The sequence below is a fragment of the Flavobacterium sp. TS_SC_5 genome, from assembly GCF_056156265.1.
The window spans coordinates 795,100-820,310 of sequence record NZ_CM149588.1; the positions used below are offsets into that span (position 1 = coordinate 795,100).

The following is a 25,211-nucleotide window of genomic DNA, read 5'->3' on the forward strand; positions in this document are numbered from 1 at the left end:
GAACTTAAAAAAAAGAAAATTGTTAAAGATTGAAGCGTTGATTTGTCTATTTTTATAAATAAATCCCTGATTACATGTTTAAAAGCCTTATTAATCTCTTTTTTCCAAAAGTCTGTTCCGGTTGCAGCTCTTTTTTATTGACCAATGAAAATGTGATTTGCACGGTTTGCCGACACGAAATTCCGCTGACGAATCATCACATGAATCCAGAAAATGATGCTTTCAAAAAGTTTTATGGACGAATTCCTGTAATGCATACTTCGGCCTTATTTTATTTTCATAAAAAGGGAATTGTACAGGAGCTCATTCATAATTTAAAATACAAAGGACATGAAGAGATAGGGGCAATTCTTGGCGAATGGTACGCTGAAGATTTAAAAACGATCGATTTATTACAATCTGTTGATGAAATTATTCCGGTTCCATTGCACCGAAGAAAACTAAAAGAAAGAGGATACAATCAAGTTACTGCTTTTGGAAAAGCACTTTCATCAGGTTTAAATATCGATTATAATGGTTCTATTTTGGTTCGAAATGTGTACTCGAAAACACAATCTAAGAAAAATTTATTAGGAAGGACCGAAGGAATCGAAAGCACTTTTGATGTTTCCTTTACTGAAAAAGACCACAATAAACATTTTCTTTTAATAGATGACGTTATCACAACAGGATCAACACTGGAAGCTTGTTCCAGAGCTTTACTAAAAATTCCCGGTGCAAAAATCAGTATTGTTTGTATGGCAATGGCGCAATCATAATTTGGAAATTTCGGCTACAAAACTGGTAATTAAACAAAATGACAATTTAAAGCACAACCGTTTTTTAGCCCTGATTACTTCACTTAACTTTTATTCTCATAGGAGTTCAGTGAACTTCGCTTGAAGTGAAAATCCTTTTTATGAGCCTTTTCGACGAATAAAAAGATTGCAGCGGAAAGCAGGACACGAGCAGAGCGAACTGACGAAGTAAATAACTCCTGAAAATAAGTCTGTTACAACTCCAAAGAGCACACTATCAATTAATTTAATGAAATTATAACGAAATAGAATTTCCGTTTCCAAAGTTTAATGTTTAAATTTGAATAAATTTTTATAAATCATTAAACAATCATATTATGGCTTTCGAATTACCACAATTACCTTATGCGTATGACGCATTAGAACCTTATATTGATGCGCGCACGATGGAAATTCATCACACGAAACATCACAACGCTTACATTACCAACGTGAATGCTGCAATTGCAGGGACGGATATGGAAGGTAAGACTATCGAAAATATTTTGATTAATCTTGATATGAAAAACATGCCAGTTCGTAACAACGGTGGTGGTTTTTATAATCATAATTTGTTTTGGACGGTTATGACACCAGACGGTGGCGGACTTCCAACTGGAGATTTATTGGCTGCGATTGAAGCGTCTTTTGGAACTTTTGAAGAATTTAAAGCAAGATTCAGCAAAGCTGGAGCAACACAATTTGGTTCTGGATGGGCTTGGCTTTGCGTTCATAAAGGTGGCAAATTAGACGTTTGCGGTACTCCAAACCAAGACAATCCATTGATGCCTGGTGTAGGTTGTGGCGGAACTCCAATTTTAGCAATGGATGTTTGGGAACATGCTTACTATTTGCATTATCAAAACAGAAGACCGGATTATATTGAAGCTTTCTTCAATGTAATTAACTGGACGGAAGTAGCGAGAAGATTCGCTCTAGAGAAATAGTCTTTTAAGAGATTCGAATATAGAGAATAGACAAAATAACTTAAAAGTTAATTTGTCTATTTTTTTATGCCTGATAGTGTTTGCCTACATTTTATATCAAAAAAGACGAATAAACTCTTGGCTTATTCGTCTTTTTTCTATTCTCTTTCTTCTATTTTCTTTTTTCTATTTTCTTTTTTTTTACCTCACTTTATTCCAATAAAAAAGGTGGAATTTCTTCCACCCTTTTTGCCCCAAATCTACCATAAACTTAACCTACTAATATTATGGTGACTCAAAATTATAGTAGTTCTACGTTGCTACCAAATAAATTAGATGAATAACTTAGAAAACCGATTAAAACCCCATCAGGCCAAATATTAATATGCCCTTGCGTCTTTTCCTTCATAAAAGTTCATGAATGCTCGGTTTACTACGCGGTTTCCTCCAGGTGTAGGATAGTCTCCGGTAAAATACCAATCTCCTAAATTTTTAGGACAAGCAGTATGCAGATCTTCTACGGTTTGGAAAATAATTTTCACTTCGGCTTTGATTTCTGGTGAACTCAACATTTGCGCAATTTTATCTGAGACCTCTTGTGCTTCAAAAGGCGCATAAATTGCCGTAACATAATTTACCACCTCACTGTCCTTGAAATTTTCCTGCGCTTTACATTTCGCATACACTTCATCAACAATATGATACAAGTTTCTTTCTTTAAGTAATTCTAATGCTGCTTTGAAAGCCACTAAACCTTCCAGTTTAGCCATGTCAATTCCGTAGCAATCTGGATAGCGAATTTGTGGTGCTGATGAAACGACAACAATTCGCTTTGGATTCAAACGATCCATCATTTTGATAATACTCATTTTCAAGGTCGTTCCTCGAACAATACTATCATCTATTATTACCAAATTATCCGTTGGTTTTATAACACCATATGTAACATCATATACGTGAGCAACTAAATCGTCACGACTGCTATCTTCCGTAATAAAAGTTCTAAGTTTAGCATCTTTAATCGCTACCTTTTCGGTACGAATTTTGACCGCAAGTAATTCTTGCAACGATTCCTTCGTTAATGTATTTCTGTTTTGAAGAATGTAGTTGTTCTTTCTTTGATTCAAGAAATCCTGTGCTGCTTCAACCAATCCGTAGAAAGAAGTTTCAGCCGTATTTGGAATATAAGAGAAAACTGTATTGTCTGTATCTTGATCAATTGATTTCAAAACCGCAGGAAGAATAAGTCTTCCCAGTGTTTTTCTTTCTTGATATATTTCGGCGTCACTCCCTCTGGAGAAATAAATTCGTTCAAAAGAACAGGCTTTCTTAACCGTCGGCGGAAGAATTTCCTGCATAGAAACCGTTCCGTTTTTCTTGATGATTAATGCATTTCCTGGTTCAATTTCCTGAACTTTTTCAAAAGGAACATTGAAAACCGTTTGAATTACCGGTCTTTCTGAGGCCACTACCACTATTTCATCATCTTGATAAAAATAAGCGGGACGAATTCCTGCCGGATCCCTAAATACGAATGAATCCCCGTGACCTAATAGTCCTGCCATGGCATAACCACCATCTAAATTTTTAGAAGCTCGGGTCAAAATTTTAGCTACATCCAATCGCTCTGCAATAACGGGTGAAGCCTCTCTCTTAGTCAATCCTTCATTTTTACACTCTTGGTACAAATCAGTTACTGCATCATCCAGAAAATGACCAATTTTTTCCATCACTGTTACCGTATCTGCCATTTCTTTTGGATGCTGACCCAGTTCCACTAAACTTTGAAAAAGCTCCTTAACATTCGTCATGTTAAAGTTTCCTGCCAAAATCAAGTTTCTGTGCATCCAGTTATTCTGACGTAAAAAAGGATGAACACTTTCGATGCTGTTTTTCCCAAAAGTTCCGTAACGGACGTGCCCCAAAAACAATTCACCTAAATAAGGAATTTTATGTTTTTGAAGTGCGACGTCATCTGCGTATTCTGGATGAGCCGCCATTTCCTCATTTATTCTGTCGTTAATTTGAGCAAAAACATCTTGAATAGGTTGGGCGTGATTCGAACGAACACGACTTATGTAACGTTCTCCAGGTTCCACGTCTAATTTAATACTTGCAAAACCAGCACCATCTTGACCGCGATTGTGTTGTTTTTCCATCAAAAGATACATTTTTTGGATTCCGTAGAATGCCGTTCCGTATTTTTCTTTGTAAAATTCAAGCGGTTTTAGTAATCTAATTAAGGCTATACCACACTCGTGTTTTAAAGCATCGCTCATTGTAAGGTTGTTTGTGTTGTTGTGTTATTCTAAAAATAAATTACACTGATTAAAAAAGATAAATCAGATGAATTTCCCTGCTAATTTTATTTAACAAAAAAACCCCGTTTCCGAGGTTTCCATATATTATAATTCTATTTCAAATTGTGTCAGTGATTTGAATTGTTGCAATCTTGACACTACTTCGGTTTTATCTAAATCAACCATTCTTTCGGTTCCAAATTTCTCCACACAAAAGGAAGCCAAATTTGATCCCTGAATAATTGCATTTTTCATGTTTTCGAAAGAAATATTTTCGCTCTGCGTTAAATATCCTGCAAATCCTCCCGCAAAAGTATCTCCTGCTCCCGTTGGATCAAAAACTTCTTCAAGTGGTAAAGCCGGCGCGAAGAAAACTTCTTTATTATGAAAGATGAGTGCTCCGTGTTCCCCTTTTTTAATCACTACGTATTTAGGTCCCATCGTGTGAATTTTTGCAGCCGCTTTCACTAAAGAATATTCTCCCGAAAGCTGTCTTGCTTCCTCATCATTGATGGTTATTACATCTACACGTTTTATTACATCCATCAATTCCGGCAACGCACAATCCATCCAAAAATTCATAGTATCTAATACTGTCAATTTAGGTTGTGTTTCCATTTGGTCCAAAACACTGCTTTGAACTAATGGATGCAAGTTTCCTAACATTACTATGTCGGAATTTTTATAGTCTTGAGGAACTTTTGGTTGAAAATCAGCCAAAACGTTTAATTGAGTATCCAGCGTATCTCTTGAATTCAGGTCATTGTGATAACGACCACTCCAGAAGAAAGTTTTCCCTCCTTTAACTACTTCAAGACCAGAAATATCAATGTTTCTTGAAGTCAATAAATCTAAATATTCTTGTGGAAAATCATCACCAACTACAGAAACTATAGCTGATTGTACATTAAAAAAAGAAGCTGATAGACCAATATAAGTTGCTGCACCACCTAAAATTTTGTCCGTTTTTCCAAATGGAGTTTCAATTGCGTCGAAAGCTACTGTTCCAACAATCAATAATTTATTCATTATATACGTTTCGAATTAAGGCGCAAAGATAGTTTATAAGTTGTAAAGTTGCAATGAGTGTAAAGCGTAAAGTTTTGCCAATTTACACTCTTAAATCATAACAACTTTGCCTCTTCTCTTTCGTAAAAAGCATCTACAGAAAGTTGTTTTTGCATCGATGCCATAACGGCTAATTCATCGCACCTTTCGTTTTGAACATGATTGTTATGCCCTTTGATCCATTTGAAATCGACTTTGTGTTTTCTATAAACAACCAGAAATCGTTTCCATAAATCAGAATTTTTCCTATCCACAAATCCTTTTTTTTCCCAACCTAATAGCCATTTTTTCTCAACTGAATCAACTACATATTTAGAATCAGAAACCACTAAAACTCTGGTATTCGGATTTTTTAACTTTTCAAGACCCACAATAACCGCCAATAATTCCATTCTATTATTGGTAGTTCGGCGAAAACCTTCATAAAATTCTTTTTTATATGGTTTTCCTACCCATTCCATGACTACACCATAACCGCCATTTCCGGGATTACCTTTGGCAGCGCCATCTGTGTAAATGTGTACGTCGTGTTCCATTTTTGAATTAGGATTTTAGATTTAGGATTCCCGCAATTACTGTTGGGAAATATTTTTGTTCTAATTCATGTATTTTTGCAGCTACTTCTTCCGGTGTTTCATCACCCGCTAAAACAACATTTTGTTGAAAAATAATATTTCCTTCGTCATAATTTTCATTTACAAAATGAATGGTAATTCCCGTTTCCTTTTCTCTATTGGCAACAATTGCATTGTGAATGTTCATCCCATACATTCCTTTTCCACCATATTTTGGCAATAGAGCAGGATGAATATTTACAATCTTATCCGGATAGGCTGCTATGATATTTTCAGGGAATTTCAACAAAAAACCAGCTAAAACAATCAAATCAGGTTGAATTACGTTTATTTTTTGTAGTACTTTGCTTTCAAAAAGCTGTTCTTTTGAGAAAATCTGTGTTGGAACCCCATACTTTTTTGCTCTTTCAATTACCTTGGCATTCGGGTTGTTTGTGAATACCGCTACCACGGTTCCCAGTTTAGATTGTACAAAATACTTTATGATGTTCTCAGCATTAGTACCCGATCCAGAAGCAAAAAGCACAATTTTTTTCATAACCTAGCATGTTTTAATTGTACAAAAAAAGGCATAAAAATTGAAATTAAATAACATTGTCTTCGGTTTGTCAAAATAAATTTCATAAATTAGATGACACATTTATTAACTAAATAGTTGTTTTAAAATAAAGTTTTTTATTTTTGCCAACAAATTAAATTCTAAAATTAAAGATTATGTCAGACATTGCATCAAGAGTAAAAGCGATTATCGTAGACAAATTAGGCGTTGACGAAAACGAAGTTGTAACAGAAGCAAGCTTCACTAATGATTTAGGAGCTGACTCATTAGACACTGTTGAGCTTATTATGGAATTCGAAAAAGAATTTGATATCCAAATTCCAGACGATCAAGCAGAAAACATCGCTACTGTAGGTCAAGCAATCTCTTACATCGAGGAAGCTAAAAAATAATAAAGGACACACCCGTTTGCATTTTTGTAAGCGGGTGTTATTATTTTTTTTTTAAAATTAAATTCGAGATTGAATTTCAATCAAAAATATATTTATTGTAATACCCATGGCTCTTTTGTAATAGTAATACAGTAAAGAAAGCATGGGTTTTATTTGTTTAAAGATAACAAAAATAAAGAATTTATGGTATTAAGACGAGTTGTTGTAACAGGTTTAGGCGCTCTTACACCTATTGGAAATAACATTGAAGACTATTGGAACGGACTTATTAACGGCGTTAGTGGTGCTGCTCCAATTACCTATTTTGATGCTTCAAAATTTAAGACAAAATTTGCCTGCGAATTGAAAAATTTTAATGCTGAAGATTTTTTAGATAGAAAAGAAGCCCGGAAAATGGACCGCTATGCACAATATGCTATGGTTTCATCTGACGAGGCAGTACTCGATGCCGGTTTTAATTTTGAGAAATTAGACAAAGACCGAGTTGGAGTTATTTGGGGTTCAGGTATTGGTGGCTTGGAAACGTTTCAAATTGAAATGTTGAACTTTGCGGCCGGAGATGGCACACCAAAATTCAATCCTTTCTTTATTCCAAAAATGATTTCCGATATTGCCGGTGGTCATATTTCTATAAAATACGGATTCAGAGGTCCAAACTTTACAACTGTTTCAGCTTGCGCATCCTCTACAAATGCTATTATTGATGCATTCAACTACATTCGATTAGGTCATGCAGATGCCATGGTAACTGGTGGCTCTGAAGCTGCTGTAACTATAGCCGGAATGGGAGGTTTTAATGCCATGCATGCTTTATCAACTAGAAACGATGATCCTAAAACTGCTTCAAGACCAATGGATAAGGACCGAGATGGTTTTATCTTAGGCGAAGGAGCTGGTGCATTAGTACTAGAAGAGTACGAACATGCTATAGCCCGTGGAGCAAAAATATATTGCGAAATAGGTGGTGGCGGAATGTCAGCTGATGCATATCACATTACCGCACCACATCCTGAAGGATTAGGCGCTAAAAATGTAATGTTAAACTGCTTAAGAGATGCTGGTTTACAGGCAACTGATGTTGATGGTGTAAATATGCACGGAACTTCAACACCACTTGGTGATATGGCGGAATCAAAGGCTATTTTACATGTGTTTGGAGAACATGCTTACACAATGAATTTAAATTCTACTAAATCCATGACAGGCCATTTACTTGGGGCAGCCGGAGCAGTTGAAACAATATCTTCGATTCTTTCCTTGAAACATGGAATAGTACCACCTACAATCAATCATTTTACAGATGATGAAAACATTGATTCTAAACTGAATTTTACGTTTAATAAAGCGCAGAAAAGAGAAATGAATGTTGTTATGAGTAATACTTTCGGTTTTGGAGGTCACAATGCATGTGTATTAGTAAAAAAATTAGAAATCTAATTATATATGCGTATAATCAGAAAAATATTTTCAAAATCCCGTTCTCCAGAAGACGGGATTTTTTTTGATTCTATCCAGAAAATTTTAGGATTTGCCCCACTAAATCTTGATTTTTATAAAAAAGCATTTACCCATCGCTCCTCTAATCGGTTGGATGTTTTAGGAAATCCAATCAATTACGAACGATTAGAATTTCTGGGTGATGCCATGTTAAGCTCTGTTATTGCTGCCCATTTATTCAGCAAAGCACCCGCAGGCGACGAGGGTTATTTAACCAAAATGCGTTCCAAAATTGTAAGCAGAGAACACTTGAACGAATTAGGAAAAGACCTGAATTTAGTCCAATATATAGAAAGCAAAGTGCCGCTGCAGCATTTTGGCGAAAACATTCATGGTAATATTTTTGAATCATTAGTCGGAGCCATTTATTTAGACCGAGGCTATGTCTATTGCGAAAAATTCATTCAAAAGAGAGTTGTTATTCCTTACGTAGACATTGCAAGACTCGAAGGAAAAGTAATCAGCTATAAAAGTCTGGTTATCGAATGGTGTCAAAAAGAGAAAAAAATATTCCATTATGATATTTTTGAGGACAATGCCATTGATGGACAAAGGCTGTTTGGTGTTAAACTTAGCATCGATAATAAGGTAATTGCAAAAGCAAGAGCAACCTCTAAAAAGAAAGCAGAAGAAAAAGCATCCCAACGCGCTTATTTTGCATTTCAAGAAAAAATGGATAGAAAATAATCTGAATATTCATAAAACTATATCGTTTTCGTTCATAAATTAACAAAAACATCCGGTTTTGAGGCACTTATACTTCGTTAGAAATACTATATTTACATCTTATTTTTTCATGAAATGGCTATTCATAAAATGGATCTTGGCGAATTTGACGAAATAGATTACTATCTTATTGCAATCCATACTTCCTTAGAAGACTATAGATTGGCATTTTTTATTAATCAAAAGCTTCCTATAAACCTAAGTAAAAGTGAGAACGAAATTCAAATCAACATAAAAGAAGGAGAGACTAATTTCTCCAGATTTTATTACATTGACAAAGAAAGTACCATTATCTGGAATTTGATTCAAAATAAAAACGAGGTTATCCAATATAAAAAAGGAAACACTCCAAATCTATTTTCAGATGTAACAATGGAAGTGGCAACAAAAGTCTTTTTTATTCCTGAGTTTAAAAAAGTAGACTATTTTTTAAAAATAGAAAACAATAACGATACCATGAATGTATCCAATATACAACTCCTATTAAATACCATAGACAGCATAACAACTGTTTATATAGTAGATACAAATAAAATCAAATCTAAAAACAATTTAATTTTTTAATACCAATGCTTACAAACAAAAAAACTAAAATTGTAGCCACACTTGGGCCTGCATGTAGTACAAGAGAAATCATCAAAGATATGATTGACGCAGGCGTAAATGTGTTCCGAGTAAATTTTTCGCATGCTGATTACGAAGATGTAAAAGAAAAAATAAACCTGATACGGGGATTAAACGAAGAATTTGGATATACCACAGCAATTCTTGGCGATTTACAAGGTCCAAAACTTCGTGTAGGAGTTATGGAAGAAGGTGTTGTAGTACAGGACGGTGACTTAATTACTTTCACAACTGCCGAAGATATCCTTGGAACAGCCAAGAAAGTATTCATGAAATACCAAAACTTTCCAAATGATGTAAATCCAGGAGAAAGAATTTTGCTTGATGATGGTAAACTTATTTTCGAAATTGTTGAAACTGATAAAAAATCAGAAGTTATTGCAAGAGTAATTCAAGGTGGTGAATTGAAATCTAAAAAAGGAGTTAACTTACCAAACACAAAAATATCACTTCCGGCAATGACCGAAAAAGATATTGCTGATGCTATTTTTGCGATTGGACAAAATGTGGATTGGATTGCATTATCATTTGTAAAAACACCAAGAGATTTACAAGATCTGCAGGAATTAATTGCAGAACACTCTGAATATAAAATACCAATTATTGCCAAAATAGAAATGCCGGAAGCATTAGAGAATATCGACAAAATTGTTGCGTATTGTGATGCTTTAATGGTCGCTCGTGGAGATTTAGGAGTTGAACTTCCTGCTCATGAAGTACCTTTAGTTCAAAAAGAATTAATTCGCAGAGCTAAAACAGCTCGTATTCCAGTTATTGTTGCTACACAAATGATGGAAACAATGATTACTTCCCTTACGCCAACCCGTGCAGAGGTGAATGATGTTGCAAACTCAGTTATGGATGGTGCAGATGCAGTAATGCTTTCTGGAGAAACAGCAACTGGTAACTATCCAGTTCAGGTAATTCAAAAAATGACTCAAATCATTGAAGCAGTTGAAGATTCTCCACTGATTCACGTTCCACAAAACACACCTCAAATAAAAACAAAACGTTTTATCACTAAAACAATTTGTCATCACGCTGCGACAATGGCAAACGTTATCAAAGCGAAAGCAATTTGCACGTTGACAAATAGTGGTTACACTGCTTTCCAAATTTCAGCTTGGAGACCTAATGCACACATTTTAGTTTTTACATCTAACAAAAGAATCCTTACCCAATTGAATTTATTATGGGGAGTAAAATCTTTCATGTACACTAAAGATGTAAGTACAGATGATACCGTAACGGATATTAATGAAATTGTAAAACAGAAAGGTTTTGTTCAAAAAGGAGATTTTCTTATCAATTTAGCAGCAATGCCTATAAAAGATAAAGGAATGGTAAATACCCTAAGAGTATCAGAAATTGAATAGCAGGTGCTAGTATAAAATATTTTACAAATCTGTCTCGTTTGATAAATGAGACAGATTTTTTGTTTTTAAAGACATTTTAAGATTCATCAAAAAAATTAGGAATAATTATATAGTCTTCTGTCAAATAAAATTTATATTTGGTAGAACAAAAAAAACAATAATCATGAGTTTTAATTCTAAAAATCCATTTTTAAATAACAAAACTTTTTCCACTGCCGTTTCAAAAAATGAGCAAGCGCATCAAGCTACCGTCATTGATTACAATCAAGAGATGACTTTATCAGGAACAATCAATAAAAGTTTAATCTTATTTTTGCTTCTTACCGCCTCTGCAACTGTAATATGGTGGCTTGCATTTAACGGAATAAATCCTTTGGTTCCTGCTATTGGCGGTGCTGTAGTCGGATTAGTTTTAGTTCTTATTGCTGCTTTTAAACCACAATATTCTCCCTATTTGGCACCCGGATATGCATTATTCGAAGGACTATTTATTGGCGGAATTTCAGCAATATTTGAAGCAATGTATCCTGGAATAGTAATTCAAGCTGTAGGTGCAACATTTGTGACTTTTATGGTTTGTCTGGGATTGTATAAATATAAAATTGTAAAAGTAACCGAACAATTCAAATCAGTGGTAGTGGCTGCAACTTTGGCAATTGCAACATATTACCTTATCTCTTGGGTGTTTTCTATGTTTACAAGTTTTGTTCCAGTGCATTATGGAAACTCCTTGATGAGCATTGGAATCAGCATTTTTGTTATTGTGATTGCTGCCTTAAATCTGTTCTTAGATTTTGACCGCATTGAAAAAGGAGCGGAACAAAAAATGCCAAAATATATGGAATGGTATGGCGCCATGGGATTAATGATTACATTGGTTTGGTTGTATATAGAATTTTTGAGATTGCTTTCTAAATTAAACAGCAAAAACTAATTCCATAAATTAGCATAAAAAAAAACCTTTCAGAACTTGAAAGGTTTTTTCTTTTATGCAGCTTTCTCAAAAGCGATATAATGACTAAGTTCGCCTTTTATATTAAAAACGGGATATCCTTTGATCAAACAAGCATAAACGTCTCCGTTCTTTTTATAGTTCATTACAACTTTCTCAAAAGATTTATGATCTAGTATCGCAAGTCGAATTTCGTTTGAAGTAATTTGATTTGTCGCTTCGCCTTGAAACATTTTTGGACTTTTCCCTAAAATCTCTTCTTCTACATACCCGTTCATTTTTGCGATGTTGTGAGATGCAAAAACAATCTTCAATTTAGCATCAGTAACAATTATCACTTCATCTTTGAGACTATTTTCTATATCCCAGTTATTCTGAGTCCATTTGTTTTGGGAAGCAATTGAATTTAGTTTATTTAAATCCAAAAAAAAGCGCTTTACTTCAGTCAAAAATTCATGGTGAAAATCCCAACAGGAAACCGGAGTTGTTCTAACACTTAAACCATTGTGATACATCGTAATAGCATCTTCATATTGTCTTAATTCATTCATGATATATCGATTTAAAAAACCAAAAGTAAATTTATTCATAATGATAAAAAAGCAATTTTCCAACTTTAACCATTGTTGAACGATCAAAAAATAATTAAAAGTCGAATTTTAATTGCACCACCACAAACTTTTTTTCCTCACTATTCAAATTACTCAATGAAATTCCAAGCAACCGGACGGAATCTTTCATTCGTTCCTGATACAATAATTCCTTTACAATTTCTAAAATCAATACCTGATCTGAAATAAAATAAGGCAATGTTTTACTGCGGGTTTGCTGTGAAAAATCACTGTATTTTATTTTTAACGTAACTGTTTTTCCAGCCAAATTGTACCTTTTTAACCTTTTCTCCAAGGCAGCCGCAATGACATCCAATTTCTCTATCATGAAAATTTCAGACGAAAGATTGACATCAAAAGTATGTTCTGCAGCAACTGATTTTGTGATTCGATCTGATTTCACAGCGCTGTTATGAATCCCTCGTACCACATGATAATAAAAAGCTCCTGATTTACCAAAATGTTTCTCCAAAAACTCCAACGATTTACTTTTTAATTCCAAACCAGTAAAAATACCTAGCTGGTACATTTTTTCAGTGGTCACTTTTCCCACACCATGAAACTTCCGAATAGGCAATACTTCCAAAAACGAGATTACTTCATCAGGATTTACCGTTTTTTGCCCATTAGGTTTGTTGTAATCGCTGGCAATTTTTGCCACAAACTTATTGACTGATATCCCTGCAGAAGCGGTTAATCCTACTTCGTCAAAAATGCGCTTTCTTATTTCTTGTGCCAATATTGTAGCACTTGGATTTCCTTTTTTATTAGTAGTAACATCTAAATAAGCTTCATCAAGCGATAAAGGCTCCACCAAATCCGTATACTCGTAAAATATCTTTTGAATTTTACTTGAAATTTCCTTGTAACGATCAAAACGTGGCTTGACGAAAATAAGTTCCGGACAATTTTTCTTAGCCATAACTCCACTTATAGCGCTTCTGACACCAAATTTCCTCGCCTCATAACTTGCCGCTGCCACCACACCGCGATTTTCCGATCCACCTACCGCAATAGGTTTCCCTCGCAGCAATGGATTGTCCATTTGCTCTACAGATGCATAGAAAGCATCCATATCTACGTGTATAATTTTTCTATTTGGAATTAATTCCTGCATCTTAAACGAATTGGCACACCGTTCTTATTTCATTTCTTCTACACACTAAGACTTTTTTGGTTCGTCCGATTGTAAATAATTTTCAACCACAACTGATTTACTTTTCTTTTCTGTGGGAAAAAAGAAACTAATGGGTCTCGATTTAAAATGATTCCAAATGGAAACCGTAACAAATCGCAACTCAAACAACGAAATAGCCCGCGAACGGAATGCAAGACCTAATGAAAGACTGAAACTTACCATAAAATTCACTAAACCTATGATTCCAATTCCAAAAATACCCCAGAATAACATGGAATCACTCACTTCATAATTTGCTCCATATAATGCTAGAGCCAAGTTTCCACTACCAAAAGTGATGTGTCGAATGTCGAGATTTAATCCCAGAAACAATCCCACTGAAGCTGTGCTTCCCATAAATATTCCGAACCAAAAATTTGAAATAATACCTGCCCATCTTTTTTCATACAATTTAGCCAGTTTTACAGTTCTAGTTTTTCCGAAATTTCTTTTGAGGAAAGGATGTTCTGTAATCCTAAAATAAACCTGATTGTGTTTGTCTCTGTTCGCCACACTACCTGAAATAATTCCGGATAAAAACAGAAAAACTCCGGCAATAGCCGCGTGAAAAATCGCCAACGAGTGTATCGGACTTAAATCAATTAATAAAGATTCCCATTTAGTTGCGGCAATATTGTAATGTAAGAAATGATCAATTAACCAGATTCCGAGTAATGAAACCGGAAAAGCCATGATTACGTTCCCAACAAATGCGATAAACTGTGAGCGGAAAACGCGAGCAAAAAGAATGGCAAAGGCTTTATATTTTTCAGCATCTTTTCCTTTTTTCAGGACTCCTTCCTCTAACGCTTTAATCAATGCAGAAGCCGTCATCGCAGGCTGTTTTGTTGCCAAAGTAAATCCCAAGAGATAAATAGCTATAAAACCAATTGCGTAGTTCATACTATAAAGAAATGCATGTCCAAAAAAACTGGTGTCAGCCTTAGAGAGCAAAACCTTAATAATACACAATATCCCCACAATGAAACCACCACCTAATGCGGTTTTGAACATTTTAAAATACTCATTACGGCTATCTGTGATATATTGTTCTCCTGTTTTTGCTGTGTGTTGTGTGATTTCATACGAAATCAATTGAGTGCTTTCACTAACAAATTTTCGAACATTATTTTTATAACAATTGAATTTTATCAACCGTAACGCCAATATAATTCCATTATATTTTTTGTCTTTTTCTTTGTCAACAATCAGCAACGAAATTAGAAATTTTAGCCGTTCTAATTGCTGTCTAATTTTAAGTAAATTCTGATTTACACGAAGTGAAATTCCGTATTTTGAACTGTTATGAAATGCTTTCTCGACAAAACCTTGGCACTGCTTATGCAAAACCAACAACTGCGCATACGATAAATCGCCCGATTCAATATAATGTCTGTCCGAGCTTCTAATCCGTTCTTCAATTAGGAATAATTCCTTCTCAAAAGCTGAAAACGGACTCTCAAGATCATCAAATTCCGGTACCATTTTGATCACATCCGTTTCCATCGCACGACCACTAATCCGTTGTGTGATTAAATGCATGGCTATTAATAATTCAGATAAAACAGAGTTAGGCTCCGTACTGTCGTAAATGGATTTAAACCTCAAAAGATCATATAATTCTCCCAACTGACTCAATGGGATTTTATTGACCCAAATCCCGTCGTTCGCCAAATAAAAAACCTGATTCAGTACAAATTCCAAAGTATCAATTTGTGGCTGATACGGCAAAAACTTAGCAAAAATTCTTTTTTTGACTTCAAAAATAAAATCCACATCCTGAAGAATAGCTGCATCAGCAAGAATTTTATTAAACTTCCTATCTTTTAAAATCTCTTTGAGGTAGATAGAAAACTGTTTTCGACACGAATAATTCTCCTTCAAAAAAGTAATGATTTCTTGTAAATCTACCCTTTGTACATTTTTTATTTTCAAAGGTCGCACTAAACGAATTAATTCAACAAGAGGCTCTAGAGTATCATTTGTTTCACGCCATGATTGTGCTTCACCAAAAAACTCAGTTAAAAGTCCCGCAATGGTTGGCTTTGGTGTTCCTTTGAAAAATACCTTCATTAGTTACATTCAATTTTTGTAAAAATACAAATCGGAAAACAAACTACTGTAACTTATTGATAAAATTACGGCATGTAAAACAGAATCAGTAATCAAAATCTAATAAAGTAAAAATTTTGATACCTTTGAATTTTAAGAGACTTCAAATTAAACCAGAAATCATAAACTGAAAACAGTGTTTTATTTTAAAAAGAGTCACTTAAAAGCTTCTTCTTTAAAACATAAAATTTTTATGCCGGAATGAAAAGAAGCAAACGAAATCTCATAAACGAATTGAAAAAGTAAATTCCTGCACTTATTTATAAAAAATGGTTGAAATAGAAAGAAAATTTTTGGTTAAAAACAATTCCTTTAAGAACGAAGCTTTCGCAAGAAATCACATTGCGCAAGGGTATTTAAGTTCTGCTCCAGAGCGCACTGTTCGGGTTCGTATAAAAGGCGAAAAAGGTTTTTTGACGATAAAAGGAGCCTCGAATGACAGCGGATTGTCCAGATTTGAATGGGAAACAGAAATCCCAGTCTCCGAAGCTGAATCACTATTGCTTTTATGCGAGAAAGGTGTTATCGATAAAACCCGCTTTGAAATAAAACAAGGCAATCATGTATTTGAAGTAGACGAGTTTTACAGCGATAATGAAGGTTTGATTATTGCAGAAATTGAACTAGATTCTGAAAACGATATCTTTGAAAAACCAGATTGGCTGGGAAAAGAAGTAACGGGTGATATCCGATATTACAATGCCTATTTAAGCAAAAAACCATTCAAAAATTGGTGATTTACTTGTCCATTAATTCTATAGTTACCAGCATTCCTCCACTTCCTTTATTTGAAGTAATATCCATAAAAGCTCGCTTGGAAAGATCAATTTCTCTTGACTTTACAAAAGGACCTCTATCTGTAATTTCTACAATTACCCATTTTCCGTTCTTTTCATTAGTAACTCTTACTTTAGTTCCAAAAGGGAGTTTTTTGTGTGCAGCAGTATATTTATTATTGTCAAATTTTCTACCACTGGTAGTTTTTCTTCCATTAAATTTATCAGCATAATAGGATGCATGCGCCTCTTTTTTGAAAGGTTTGAAAACGCCTAAAACGCTGACTAAAGAATCTAGTTTCTTTTCTTGGTTTAAAACAGAACTTTTATTTTTTTTAATGGAGTCTTTTTGGACAACCGCTTTTTGAACCAAAGGTTTCTGCTTATCAGAAACTGCACTTTGACTGTTGACCGAATTGATAAAAATAATTAAAAGAAGTAAAGTAATTGATTTTTTCATATCTATTTTGTTTTAGTTAACTCTATTTTACAAAAACCATACCTAGAAAAAAATAGCTCTATTTCTAGAGCTATTTTGGGTTTTACAACCACATGTTCCATGGAATTCTGCTCAAAATAAGTACTAAACCCAAACCGTAAAAAATAGAAAAAGTTTTAAATTTTGATTCACTGGTTAATAATTTTTTATGCTTGGACCAACCAATTGTTATAAGGACAATTGCAATAATATTGATTAATGGATGCTCTAAAGATGTCAACCGCAATGCTTTGTCAGCCATTTTTCCAAATGAAGCTAAACCTAATGGAGAGATAAAGTATAAAATAATACCAACTAATAATTGGATGTGAATTGCAATTAAGGCGAACAATGCAATTTTTCGATCTTTTGAAGTAAAATCTTTTTTAGAAAACATTCCAACAAAGGAATTAATCACCGCAACCAGTAATACTAAAAGTGCTAAATAAGCCCAACCCGAATGAAATTTTTGAATGAAATCGTACATATATATTGTTTTTATTTTAACAAATATAAGAAAAAATGGCATAAAAAAACCACGTTTTTCAACGTGGTTTTAAATATCGAAATACTCAAAATACTCTTATTTACCAAAAATATATCTAAGTGTAAATTGTGCCTGCCAAACATCAAATGTAGAAGCATTTTTCTGGAAAGTATCTTTAATTAAAACTCTACTTCCATCAGCCTCTACTTGAGTTGCTAATTGATAAAAAGGTACATTTGCAGTCGTTGTTGTTCTGTAATTTAGAACATTAGCATTTGTAACTCTTTGTGTAACACCCCAGTCTTTATTAATGAAATTAGTAAAGTTTAAGATATCAGCTCTAAATTGGAAGTTATTCTTTTTCCCAGCTATAGTAATATAAAAATCTTGGGTAGCTGATAAGTCTAATCTATGCAACATAGGTAAAACCCCACCATTTCTTTCAACATACTGCCCTCTTCTTGTTGAAAGGTATTTATCTTGATTAATGTATAAATCGTAAGCAGCCTGTTGTTGTGCTTCAGAATAAGTAGTTACTACATTAACATTGTTCACCCTATTTGTAACTGCCAATGGTTGAAAACGAATTTCGTTTCCACTGTTAGGAACATAAATTAAATCATTATTATTTACTCTGTCCCCATTCATATCACCTCCGTAAGCATAAGAAAATGGTCCCGCTTGCTCACCAATATATCCTAAGTTGATTGACGTTGCAGCTCCTACATTTTTACCGTATTCAATTTTGTATCCAATAATACCAACTAATCTGTGTGGCGTGTTATTGTTAGACAATGCTAATGGTAAATTGTTATTACCATTTACAGATCTAGCACCTGTCCATGAACCAGAAGCGATAGAACCAGGAGATAATAAATCATTTGCACTTGAATGTGTATATGCGAAAGATCCCCATAGACCTTTTTTGTATGGATACTCTAATTTAAAAGTTGTAGAGTAAAAAGTTCCTCTGTCAGTATTTGTTAAAACAACTGCACTAGAAACATTATCATTTACACGAACACCTGCATCGTTACGAGCGTATCTTGGTCTGTTATCAGGACCACTAAAAGTTCCAACCGGTGCATCAAAATTAGCATTGTAATAATGTATTGCATTGATATTCCTTTGAAAGATTCCTTCTACAGTACCTACAAAACCAAATGGAAGTTTTTGATCAACTGCTATATTAGTTTTCCAAACTTGTGGGAATTTGAATTTTTTATCTGTAAATGCTAATTCAAATGTAGTAGGAAGTGTTGGAGTTTCAGGAATGAAATAATCATTAGGATTTGGAGTAAAACCATATCCACCTGCAGCTAATGGTGCTCCACTTACATCTACAAAACCTGTAAGTACACCATTGTTTCCAATAGCGTTAGATAAAAAAACTGAAGGTGCTCTACCTGTAAAAACACCACTACCTCCACGAAGTAATGTGCTTGCATCACCATTTAAGTCTAAGTTGAAACCAACTCTTGGTTCAAATAAATACTGAGTGTCAGGCATGTCACCTGTATTAAATTTTTGCCCTTGTCCAAAAGTTAAAGCTGTAACTGCAGGATTTTCAAGAGCTGTATCAGCAAACCAAACTGCTGTTGCACGAAGTCCTACTGTTAATTTAAACCTGTCACTCAATTTCATTTCATCTTGAGTGTACAAATCTAATTTATTAGACTTAAAAATTTGCAATGGCTCTTCAGCTCCCGGTAAAGCAGAATATCTAAATTGAAAACGTGCAGGAAGCGCAGTTGTTGACGGAATTCCACCTGTATTAGCAGACTGGTTAGCCGCAGCATAAAAATCTGTCAATGAATTAAAGATGTAAACACCATTTGAGCCTGAGAAGAACAAGTTACTCGATTTAAAATACTCAAAGTTAGCTCCAAACAATAATGAATGCTTACCAATAGTTTTAGTCAAATTGTTAGTGAAGTGTAACGTGGAATAAGAAAGTTTATTACCTTGTGTAAATGGATCTAAACCTGCTGAAATATAGGTATTTGAACCATTCAATATGTCAATTGTTGGAAACAAACCACCACCTTGTAATGCTCTGTCTTCAATTTGTTTGTCGTAACCAGCTATAAAATTATTATACCAAGAATTACTTAATTTACTGTTCAATTCTAGCACTGCTGATCTGGTATTATCCTGAATAACATATCCGCTATTTTTAAAAGACATAGCAAGCGGACTTGTTCTTCTATTACCATTACCTAATGAAAAAGAATTAGATGTTAATTCGTCAGAACTTGAATCATGAAATACATATCGAGCTGTCAATTGATGGTTGTCGTTAATATTCCAGTCAAGTCTTGCAAGGAATTTTTTGGAAATTCTTTCAGAATCATAATTCTCCCAAGGTCCGGTAGTGTAATTAAACTTATCTTGTAAAAAAGTAGAAAGCGTTTGCATTTCAGCAAAAGTTGGTGCGGAAACCTGACCACTTGCTTGCGGAGAATCCTTAGATGTCCACGTTGTAGCTGGACTTGTATTTTCTATAGTTTCAAAATTTCCAAAGAAAAATAATTTATCCTTAATGATTGGCGCTCCTATTCTAGCTCCCCAAATTTTTTCATCAAATTTACCTGGAACAACTACTCTATCTCCAGCTTTAGTTCCAATAAAATCTTTTTTATTACTACGGAATGAATTATAAACTGATCCCTCAACTTCATTTGTTCCACTTTTAGTAACAGCATTTATTCCAGATCCTAAAAATCCTGACTGACGTACATCATAAGGAGCAATACTTACTTGCAATTGTTCAATTGCATCTAAAGAGATTGCTGTAGAACCCGTTCTTCCACCTGCTTGTGAGTCACTTCCTAAACCAAAACCATTATTGAATACCGATCCATCAATTGTAAAGTTGTTTAATCTTGAATCTTGTCCTCCAAAAGTACCATTACTACCAGCATTGGCGTTGTACTTTGTAATTGAGTTGATTGAACGTGCTCCAGTAACTGGTACAGCTGTAATTTCTCTGTTAGAAAATTGTTGAGAAGCTCCAGTTCTTCCTTTATTAAAGGTTCCTTTTGATTTTGTAGAAACAATTACTTCATTCAAAGCATTTGATTCTTCTTCCACAACAATATTAATCGTTAAATTATTTCCTAAAGGAGCATTAATTTCTGTAATTTCTGTTGTTTTATAACCAACATAAGTTACTTTAACAGTGTAGGGACCACCTGGTCTAATTCCTTGAACAGCATAACCTCCATTATAATCTGTAGTTGAATAATATTTAGTCCCAGTTGGATTGTGTCCAACCTCAACCGAAGCTCCCGGAAGGGTCTCTCCAGCATTTGATTTAACAGTACCAGACATAGCAGAACTAGTAACCTGCGAATGACCAACAACTGATAAAAAAATAATCAAAATAAAAATAATTCTTTTCATTTTTGTTTTTTGTTTAGTTTATTAATTTTCAGCAAAAATATAACATTTTTATTGTAAAAAGTTAACACAACGTTAAGAATGGCGTTAATTATTAGCTGGACATTTCACTTAAAACATTTTTTGTCGTATTTTAAGTGAATAATATAGTTTTCAATAGATATAAATGATTTTTATTGAATTATTCGCATATAATTTTCAATAATCAACATTAAAAAAATTAATATATATTTAAAAAAACTACTATAACAGAGTCAGTTACCCACAAAAAAACCTTGATTTAGGTTAAATCAAGGTTTTTGAGACTTTTAAACTATTAAAAAGAGGAGTAAAATCGAAATCTTATGAAAAATTCATAAAATTTTAAGTATTAATTTCAAAAATTAATACTACTTATTTTGCAAAAAATGATTTAGTAAAAAAGTTGTGGAACTGTCATGGCTATTAACCGTTTTCGTATTAATTTCCTCTAAAATAGAATTTGCCAATTGTTTACCCAACTCAACACCCCATTGATCAAAACTAAAAATATTCCAGATAATTCCTTGTACAAAAATCTTGTGCTCATACATCGCTATCAATGAACCTAAAGTTTTTGGCGACAACTTTTGAATTAAAATAGTGTTTGTAGGCTTATTGCCTGAGAAAACTTTAAACGGCAAAAGAAATTTAGCTTTTTCCTCTGAAACTCCCTGTTTATCAAATTCTGCTTGAACTTGCGCTTCTGATTTCCCATGCAATAATGCTTCCGTTTGTGCAAAAAAGTTAGACATCAATTTATCATGATGGTCATTATCTCCGTATAAAGGAGTTATAAAACCAATAAAATCTGCAGGAATCAATTTTGTTCCCTGATGAATTAACTGAAAAAAAGCGTGTTGCGCATTCGTTCCCGGTTCTCCCCAAATAATAGTTCCCGTTTGATAATTTACTGGCTTTCCATCACGTCCTACACTTTTACCATTGCTTTCCATAGTTCCTTGTTGCAAGTAAGGTGCTAATTTTTGCAAGTATTGCGTGTACGGAATCAAGGCTTCACTTTCGGCACCAAAAAAATTATTGTACCAGATGCTCAATAATGCTAAGATAACAGGCATGTTTTTATCAAAATCTTCCGTTTTGAAATGCTCATCCATTTCATTAGCTCCTTGCAACAATTGATCAAAATTGTCGTATCCAACAGCTAAACTTATCGTAAGTCCAACGGCACTCCACAGAGAAAACCTTCCGCCAACCCAGTCCCACATTGGGAAAACATTGTCCGGGTTTATTCCAAACTCAACTACTTTTTGAATATTAGTCGAAACTGCGACAAAATGATTCGCAATATCTTCTTGTGTTGTACCAAAGTCTTTTGACAAAAACCATTTTCTGATTGTTTCAGAATTAGTCAACGTTTCTTGTGTGGTGAATGTCTTGGAAACAATTACAAATAAAGTAGTTTCCGGATTTAGTTTTTTTATAATCTCACTTACATGATCACCATCAACATTAGAAACAAAATGAACATTGAGTTGATTTTTGTAAAATTGTAACGCTTCAACTGCCATAGCAGGACCTAAATCTGACCCTCCAATACCAATATTAACTACATCCGTAAATGCTTTGCCGGTAAAACCTGTTCTTTCCCCAGAAGTAACTTCGTTCGTAAATGCTTTTATTTTATTTTTTACTTCATAAATTTCAGGAATCACATCAATTCCTTCCACTTTAACAACTGCAGACCGACTGGCACGTAAGGCAGTATGAAGTACCGCTCTATTTTCTGTTTGATTAATTATTGCTCCTTCAAAATAATCAGCAATGGCGCTTTTAAGCCCAACTTCATCAGCCAATTCTAACAACAACTGAATCGTATCCGTATTGATAATGTTTTTAGAATAATCTATTAAAAAATCATTCCACTGTAAATTAAACGTGTTCGCTCTTGAAGGATCCAATTGAAATAATTCCTGCATCGAAACTTTTTGCATTTCGTTGTAATGCAATTCAAGTTTCTTCCAAGCATTTGTTTCTGTTGGGTTTATAGTATTTATAGCCATTATAAAGGATTTGTAGTATTGTTAAAATTGGGACAAAAATACTCAAATTTGTTTTAATGGAAAATGGGTTTTGATTTATATAACAATTTAGCCTTAAAACCATTGAATTGTGCTGTTGTGAAATACCATTAGGTAATTCCTTTTTATCAGCGTAACAATACTTTAAAAAATTGTCAGGTTACAAATTAGCAATACTGTCTAATTCAAACTTCAACGGAGTTATTTGTGCAAGAAAACGGCTTTTATTGTTTCCGGTCATAGGCTCGCCAGTAGGTAATTTTAGCCGTAGCGCATCCACTTGCTTTCCGTTTTTCCAAAAACGATAACACACATGTGGTCCTGTTGCGAGACCTGTACTTCCTACCAAACCAATAACTTGGCCTTGATTCACACGTTGCCCACGTCTCACTAATATTTTTGACATGTGCAGGTATTGTGTAGAATAAGTTCCGTTGTGTTTAACTTTTACAAAATTTCCGTTTCCGGCCGTAAAACCACTTTGCTCTACAACGCCTCCTGCCGTAACAGTTATTGGAGTTCCGCGTGGAGCTGCATAATCCGTTCCCTTATGCGCTTTCCATCGGTGTTGAACCGGATGAAAACGACTTGACGAAAACCGAGAAGATATTCTGCTGAATTTTATAGGCGATTTTAAAAAGAAATTTTTAAGTGTTTTTCCTTGCTCATCATAGTATTCTATTTTATCTGAATTGGGATTTTGAGCAAAAGGAAATGCGTATATAATTTTCCCTCGGTACTCAAAAAAAGAAGCTTCGAGTTCCTCCACTCCATCATATACTGAGTCATTTATAAAACGCTCAGTAAACGTTATTGCAAAGCGATCTCCTTTTTTGAGTTTCATAAAGTCAATAGAATAGGCGTAAATTTTAGCTATTTTGCTAGCCAAAGCACCTTCAATCTTGGCGTTGCCTAAAGTCTCTGATAAAGATTCTTTCAAAACGCCACCAATAGTACGTCGCTTAATGGTAATAGGTTTTATTTTTTTATAAACAACAATTGCTGTATCTCGGAAATCAACTACGTAATAACTTAAATTATCCGGTTGATAGATAAAAACCTGTAATTCATGCTTCTTATTTTTGGACCGAAGCATTGTAAAAGGCTTATTTATCCTGATACTTCTCACATTAAAGCTATCTCTTACTTTTGCAATAATATCATATACTTGGCGATCTCCTATATTTTGTTCTTCTAACAAGGTCCCAAAAGTATCTCCCCTTTTTACAGTGTCATTAACTATGTTAAAATCCGCAAGAACAAACCCAAATTCACTTTTTTTAGGAACAAGTTTTACTACTCTTTCGGGAACTATTTCCTCCGTTTTTTTACATGATACTAAAGAAAATATTAGTATTATAACTAAAAATATTTGTTTCAAACCGTGTATTTTAATTCAACCTACATTTCTACTCCCCAATTTTCTAACTCATGGCTACTCCACAATTCCGGGAAGAAAATTCTTCTCTGGTATTTTGGATGCATGTATTTTTTCCAATCACTTCCACCAGTAGCTTCGCCATCGCCTTTTCCACTTTGATCAATGTATTTTTTTGCTGTATTCAAATGTTGCATTACCCAGGTAATGTTTACCGTATGGTCATAATGACGCATTGCTTGAACTAATTCGGGATTTTTTTGATCTGACTCCGGCAATTGTTTGAATTTTTGCCAAATGTTTATGGTGTTGTATTCCTCCATGTGCGTTAGGAATTCCTTCTTGTATTTTTTTTCAAACTCTTCTAATAAAAATGATTTTTTTCCGGTATGATAATCTTTCCCCGCTGCTTGCCAATACAGATGTTCCAATGCAAATTCATACGGTGTATTTCTGTCTATTGTATCTCTATAACGGTGATCAATCAGGTTTATTAGATCAGTAGAAGAAAATTCTATTAGGCGGTATTGCGCACTCTGAAAACCACTCGCAGGTGTGAGTGTATTTCTAAATTTCATATACTGTTCCACTTCCATTCCATCTCCCATAATACTGAAAGACGTGGTTAACATATCAAAATATCGACTGATTCGCATTAATCGCTCCGTGAAAAAAACTGTATTAATGTTCTCACAATAGGAAATTTGTTTCATTTCCCACAGTATCATTTTAAATATCAATTCATTAACCTGATGATACATAATAAAAACCATCTCATCCGGAAGCGTCGTTCTTTGAATTTGAAGATTTAATAAAGCATCTGTTTGAATGTAGTCCCAATATGTGATTGGTTTTGACCACAATAAACCTTCAAGCTGAGTCTCCGTTTTTTGATTTATTGCTTCATATTTAAGCTCAATTTCTTTTAAAATAGCTTCTGAATTGTGGTTATTGCCCAT

At 34.1% G+C, this 25,211-nt stretch carries 22 protein-coding genes; 9 read left to right on the forward strand and 13 right to left on the reverse strand.

The window, feature by feature from the left end; translation table 11 throughout:
- Nucleotides 1-74: 74 nt before the first annotated feature.
- Nucleotides 75-758 carry a ComF family protein gene (locus tag AC0J6S_RS03530; RefSeq protein ID WP_474955462.1) on the forward strand — a complete coding sequence of 228 codons (684 nt, stop codon included), beginning with the start codon at nt 75-77 and terminating at the stop codon, nt 756-758.
- Nucleotides 759-1,114: 356 nt separating this feature from the next.
- Nucleotides 1,115-1,723, forward strand: coding sequence for a superoxide dismutase (locus AC0J6S_RS03535; RefSeq protein WP_474955463.1), 609 nt, complete (start codon nt 1,115-1,117; stop codon nt 1,721-1,723).
- 359 nt (nt 1,724-2,082) lie between these two features.
- On the opposite strand, the gene AC0J6S_RS03540 is transcribed toward AC0J6S_RS03535, so the two are convergent.
- From AC0J6S_RS03540 to purN, 4 genes are all read right to left on the reverse strand, one after another.
- Nucleotides 2,083-3,981, reverse strand: a complete 1,899-nt coding sequence (locus AC0J6S_RS03540) for an amidophosphoribosyltransferase (RefSeq protein ID WP_474955464.1) — start codon at nt 3,979-3,981, stop codon at nt 2,083-2,085.
- 126 nt (nt 3,982-4,107) lie between these two features.
- The gene (locus tag AC0J6S_RS03545; protein WP_474955465.1) at nt 4,108-5,031 is read right to left on the reverse strand and encodes a PfkB family carbohydrate kinase; all 924 of its coding nucleotides are present in this window, start codon (nt 5,029-5,031) and stop codon (nt 4,108-4,110) included.
- 95 nt (nt 5,032-5,126) lie between these two features.
- Complete coding sequence (gene rnhA / locus AC0J6S_RS03550; protein WP_474955466.1) at nt 5,127-5,606, reverse strand: ribonuclease HI; 480 nt, start codon at nt 5,604-5,606, stop codon at nt 5,127-5,129.
- 7 nt (nt 5,607-5,613) lie between these two features.
- Nucleotides 5,614-6,183, reverse strand: a complete 570-nt coding sequence (gene purN / locus AC0J6S_RS03555) for a phosphoribosylglycinamide formyltransferase (RefSeq protein ID WP_474955467.1) — start codon at nt 6,181-6,183, stop codon at nt 5,614-5,616.
- A 176-nt stretch (nt 6,184-6,359) separates the two neighbouring features.
- Between purN and AC0J6S_RS03560 the strand changes: the two genes are divergently transcribed.
- The 6 genes from AC0J6S_RS03560 to AC0J6S_RS03585 all read left to right on the forward strand — a co-directional run bounded on the left by AC0J6S_RS03560 (nt 6,360) and on the right by AC0J6S_RS03585 (nt 11,753).
- Nucleotides 6,360-6,596, forward strand: a complete 237-nt coding sequence (locus tag AC0J6S_RS03560; protein ID WP_007137004.1) for an acyl carrier protein — start codon at nt 6,360-6,362, stop codon at nt 6,594-6,596.
- A gap of 183 nt (nt 6,597-6,779) precedes the next feature.
- Nucleotides 6,780-8,033 (forward strand): beta-ketoacyl-ACP synthase II, encoded by a 1,254-nt coding sequence (gene fabF / locus AC0J6S_RS03565; RefSeq protein ID WP_474955468.1) that lies wholly within the window; start codon nt 6,780-6,782, stop codon nt 8,031-8,033.
- A gap of 6 nt (nt 8,034-8,039) precedes the next feature.
- The gene (locus AC0J6S_RS03570) at nt 8,040-8,780 is read left to right on the forward strand and encodes a ribonuclease III family protein (RefSeq protein ID WP_474955469.1); all 741 of its coding nucleotides are present in this window, start codon (nt 8,040-8,042) and stop codon (nt 8,778-8,780) included.
- Between the two features lie 114 nt (nt 8,781-8,894).
- The gene (locus AC0J6S_RS03575) at nt 8,895-9,383 is read left to right on the forward strand and encodes an IPExxxVDY family protein (RefSeq protein WP_474955470.1); all 489 of its coding nucleotides are present in this window, start codon (nt 8,895-8,897) and stop codon (nt 9,381-9,383) included.
- Between the two features lie 5 nt (nt 9,384-9,388).
- The gene (gene pyk / locus AC0J6S_RS03580) at nt 9,389-10,819 is read left to right on the forward strand and encodes a pyruvate kinase (protein WP_474955471.1); all 1,431 of its coding nucleotides are present in this window, start codon (nt 9,389-9,391) and stop codon (nt 10,817-10,819) included.
- Nucleotides 10,820-10,982: 163 nt separating this feature from the next.
- Nucleotides 10,983-11,753, forward strand: coding sequence for a Bax inhibitor-1/YccA family protein (locus tag AC0J6S_RS03585; protein WP_474955472.1), 771 nt, complete (start codon nt 10,983-10,985; stop codon nt 11,751-11,753).
- Nucleotides 11,754-11,806: 53 nt separating this feature from the next.
- Here the strand turns inward: AC0J6S_RS03585 and AC0J6S_RS03590 are convergent, their stop codons facing one another.
- The 3 genes from AC0J6S_RS03590 to AC0J6S_RS03600 all read right to left on the reverse strand — a co-directional run bounded on the left by AC0J6S_RS03590 (nt 11,807) and on the right by AC0J6S_RS03600 (nt 15,632).
- Nucleotides 11,807-12,322: a PAS domain-containing protein gene (locus tag AC0J6S_RS03590; RefSeq protein ID WP_474955473.1), complete on the reverse strand. Its 516-nt coding sequence runs from the start codon at nt 12,320-12,322 to the stop codon at nt 11,807-11,809.
- A gap of 94 nt (nt 12,323-12,416) precedes the next feature.
- Nucleotides 12,417-13,499, reverse strand: a complete 1,083-nt coding sequence (dinB, locus tag AC0J6S_RS03595) for a DNA polymerase IV (protein ID WP_474955474.1) — start codon at nt 13,497-13,499, stop codon at nt 12,417-12,419.
- Between the two features lie 45 nt (nt 13,500-13,544).
- On the reverse strand, nt 13,545-15,632 hold the full coding sequence (locus tag AC0J6S_RS03600; protein ID WP_474955475.1) for a recombinase: 2,088 nt from the start codon (nt 15,630-15,632) through the stop codon (nt 13,545-13,547).
- 308 nt (nt 15,633-15,940) lie between these two features.
- On the opposite strand from AC0J6S_RS03600, the gene AC0J6S_RS03605 reads away from it, so the two are divergent.
- On the forward strand, nt 15,941-16,408 hold the full coding sequence (locus AC0J6S_RS03605) for a CYTH domain-containing protein (RefSeq protein ID WP_474955476.1): 468 nt from the start codon (nt 15,941-15,943) through the stop codon (nt 16,406-16,408).
- 1 nt (nt 16,409) lies between these two features.
- On the opposite strand, the gene AC0J6S_RS03610 is transcribed toward AC0J6S_RS03605, so the two are convergent.
- The 6 genes from AC0J6S_RS03610 to AC0J6S_RS03635 form a co-directional block, all read right to left on the reverse strand.
- Nucleotides 16,410-16,907: a septal ring lytic transglycosylase RlpA family protein gene (locus AC0J6S_RS03610; RefSeq protein ID WP_474955477.1), complete on the reverse strand. Its 498-nt coding sequence runs from the start codon at nt 16,905-16,907 to the stop codon at nt 16,410-16,412.
- An 82-nt stretch (nt 16,908-16,989) separates the two neighbouring features.
- Nucleotides 16,990-17,412, reverse strand: coding sequence for a hypothetical protein (locus AC0J6S_RS03615; RefSeq protein WP_474955478.1), 423 nt, complete (start codon nt 17,410-17,412; stop codon nt 16,990-16,992).
- Nucleotides 17,413-17,508: 96 nt separating this feature from the next.
- A complete protein-coding gene (locus AC0J6S_RS03620) occupies nt 17,509-20,817 on the reverse strand; it encodes an outer membrane beta-barrel protein (RefSeq protein ID WP_474955479.1) in 3,309 nt (1,102 codons plus the stop codon).
- Nucleotides 20,818-21,203: 386 nt separating this feature from the next.
- Nucleotides 21,204-22,856 carry a glucose-6-phosphate isomerase gene (gene pgi, locus AC0J6S_RS03625; protein WP_474955480.1) on the reverse strand — a complete coding sequence of 551 codons (1,653 nt, stop codon included), beginning with the start codon at nt 22,854-22,856 and terminating at the stop codon, nt 21,204-21,206.
- A 178-nt stretch (nt 22,857-23,034) separates the two neighbouring features.
- Complete coding sequence (locus AC0J6S_RS03630) at nt 23,035-24,255, reverse strand: peptidoglycan DD-metalloendopeptidase family protein (RefSeq protein WP_474955481.1); 1,221 nt, start codon at nt 24,253-24,255, stop codon at nt 23,035-23,037.
- A gap of 20 nt (nt 24,256-24,275) precedes the next feature.
- Nucleotides 24,276-25,211 carry a tryptophan 2,3-dioxygenase family protein gene (locus AC0J6S_RS03635; protein WP_474955482.1) on the reverse strand — a complete coding sequence of 312 codons (936 nt, stop codon included), beginning with the start codon at nt 25,209-25,211 and terminating at the stop codon, nt 24,276-24,278.

Excerpts from the sequence above, each read along its gene's own strand:
- AC0J6S_RS03530 (WP_474955462.1), top strand. The coding sequence starts at position 75 with ATGTTTAAAAGCCTTATTAATCTCTTTTTTCCAAAAGTCTGTTCCGGT.
- AC0J6S_RS03535 (WP_474955463.1), top strand. The coding sequence starts at position 1,115 with ATGGCTTTCGAATTACCACAATTACCTTATGCGTATGACGCATTAGAA.
- AC0J6S_RS03540 (WP_474955464.1), bottom strand. The coding sequence starts at position 3,981 with ATGAGCGATGCTTTAAAACACGAGTGTGGTATAGCCTTAATTAGATTA.
- AC0J6S_RS03545 (WP_474955465.1), bottom strand. The coding sequence starts at position 5,031 with ATGAATAAATTATTGATTGTTGGAACAGTAGCTTTCGACGCAATTGAA.
- rnhA (WP_474955466.1), bottom strand. The coding sequence starts at position 5,606 with ATGGAACACGACGTACACATTTACACAGATGGCGCTGCCAAAGGTAAT.
- purN (WP_474955467.1), bottom strand. The coding sequence starts at position 6,183 with ATGAAAAAAATTGTGCTTTTTGCTTCTGGATCGGGTACTAATGCTGAG.
- AC0J6S_RS03560 (WP_007137004.1), top strand. The coding sequence starts at position 6,360 with ATGTCAGACATTGCATCAAGAGTAAAAGCGATTATCGTAGACAAATTA.
- fabF (WP_474955468.1), top strand. The coding sequence starts at position 6,780 with ATGGTATTAAGACGAGTTGTTGTAACAGGTTTAGGCGCTCTTACACCT.
- AC0J6S_RS03570 (WP_474955469.1), top strand. The coding sequence starts at position 8,040 with ATGCGTATAATCAGAAAAATATTTTCAAAATCCCGTTCTCCAGAAGAC.
- AC0J6S_RS03575 (WP_474955470.1), top strand. The coding sequence starts at position 8,895 with ATGGCTATTCATAAAATGGATCTTGGCGAATTTGACGAAATAGATTAC.
- pyk (WP_474955471.1), top strand. The coding sequence starts at position 9,389 with ATGCTTACAAACAAAAAAACTAAAATTGTAGCCACACTTGGGCCTGCA.
- AC0J6S_RS03585 (WP_474955472.1), top strand. The coding sequence starts at position 10,983 with ATGAGTTTTAATTCTAAAAATCCATTTTTAAATAACAAAACTTTTTCC.
- AC0J6S_RS03590 (WP_474955473.1), bottom strand. The coding sequence starts at position 12,322 with ATGAATGAATTAAGACAATATGAAGATGCTATTACGATGTATCACAAT.
- dinB (WP_474955474.1), bottom strand. The coding sequence starts at position 13,499 with ATGCAGGAATTAATTCCAAATAGAAAAATTATACACGTAGATATGGAT.
- AC0J6S_RS03600 (WP_474955475.1), bottom strand. The coding sequence starts at position 15,632 with ATGAAGGTATTTTTCAAAGGAACACCAAAGCCAACCATTGCGGGACTT.
- AC0J6S_RS03605 (WP_474955476.1), top strand. The coding sequence starts at position 15,941 with ATGGTTGAAATAGAAAGAAAATTTTTGGTTAAAAACAATTCCTTTAAG.
- AC0J6S_RS03610 (WP_474955477.1), bottom strand. The coding sequence starts at position 16,907 with ATGAAAAAATCAATTACTTTACTTCTTTTAATTATTTTTATCAATTCG.
- AC0J6S_RS03615 (WP_474955478.1), bottom strand. The coding sequence starts at position 17,412 with ATGTACGATTTCATTCAAAAATTTCATTCGGGTTGGGCTTATTTAGCA.
- AC0J6S_RS03620 (WP_474955479.1), bottom strand. The coding sequence starts at position 20,817 with ATGAAAAGAATTATTTTTATTTTGATTATTTTTTTATCAGTTGTTGGT.
- pgi (WP_474955480.1), bottom strand. The coding sequence starts at position 22,856 with ATGGCTATAAATACTATAAACCCAACAGAAACAAATGCTTGGAAGAAA.
- AC0J6S_RS03635 (WP_474955482.1), bottom strand. The coding sequence starts at position 25,211 with ATGGGCAATAACCACAATTCAGAAGCTATTTTAAAAGAAATTGAGCTT.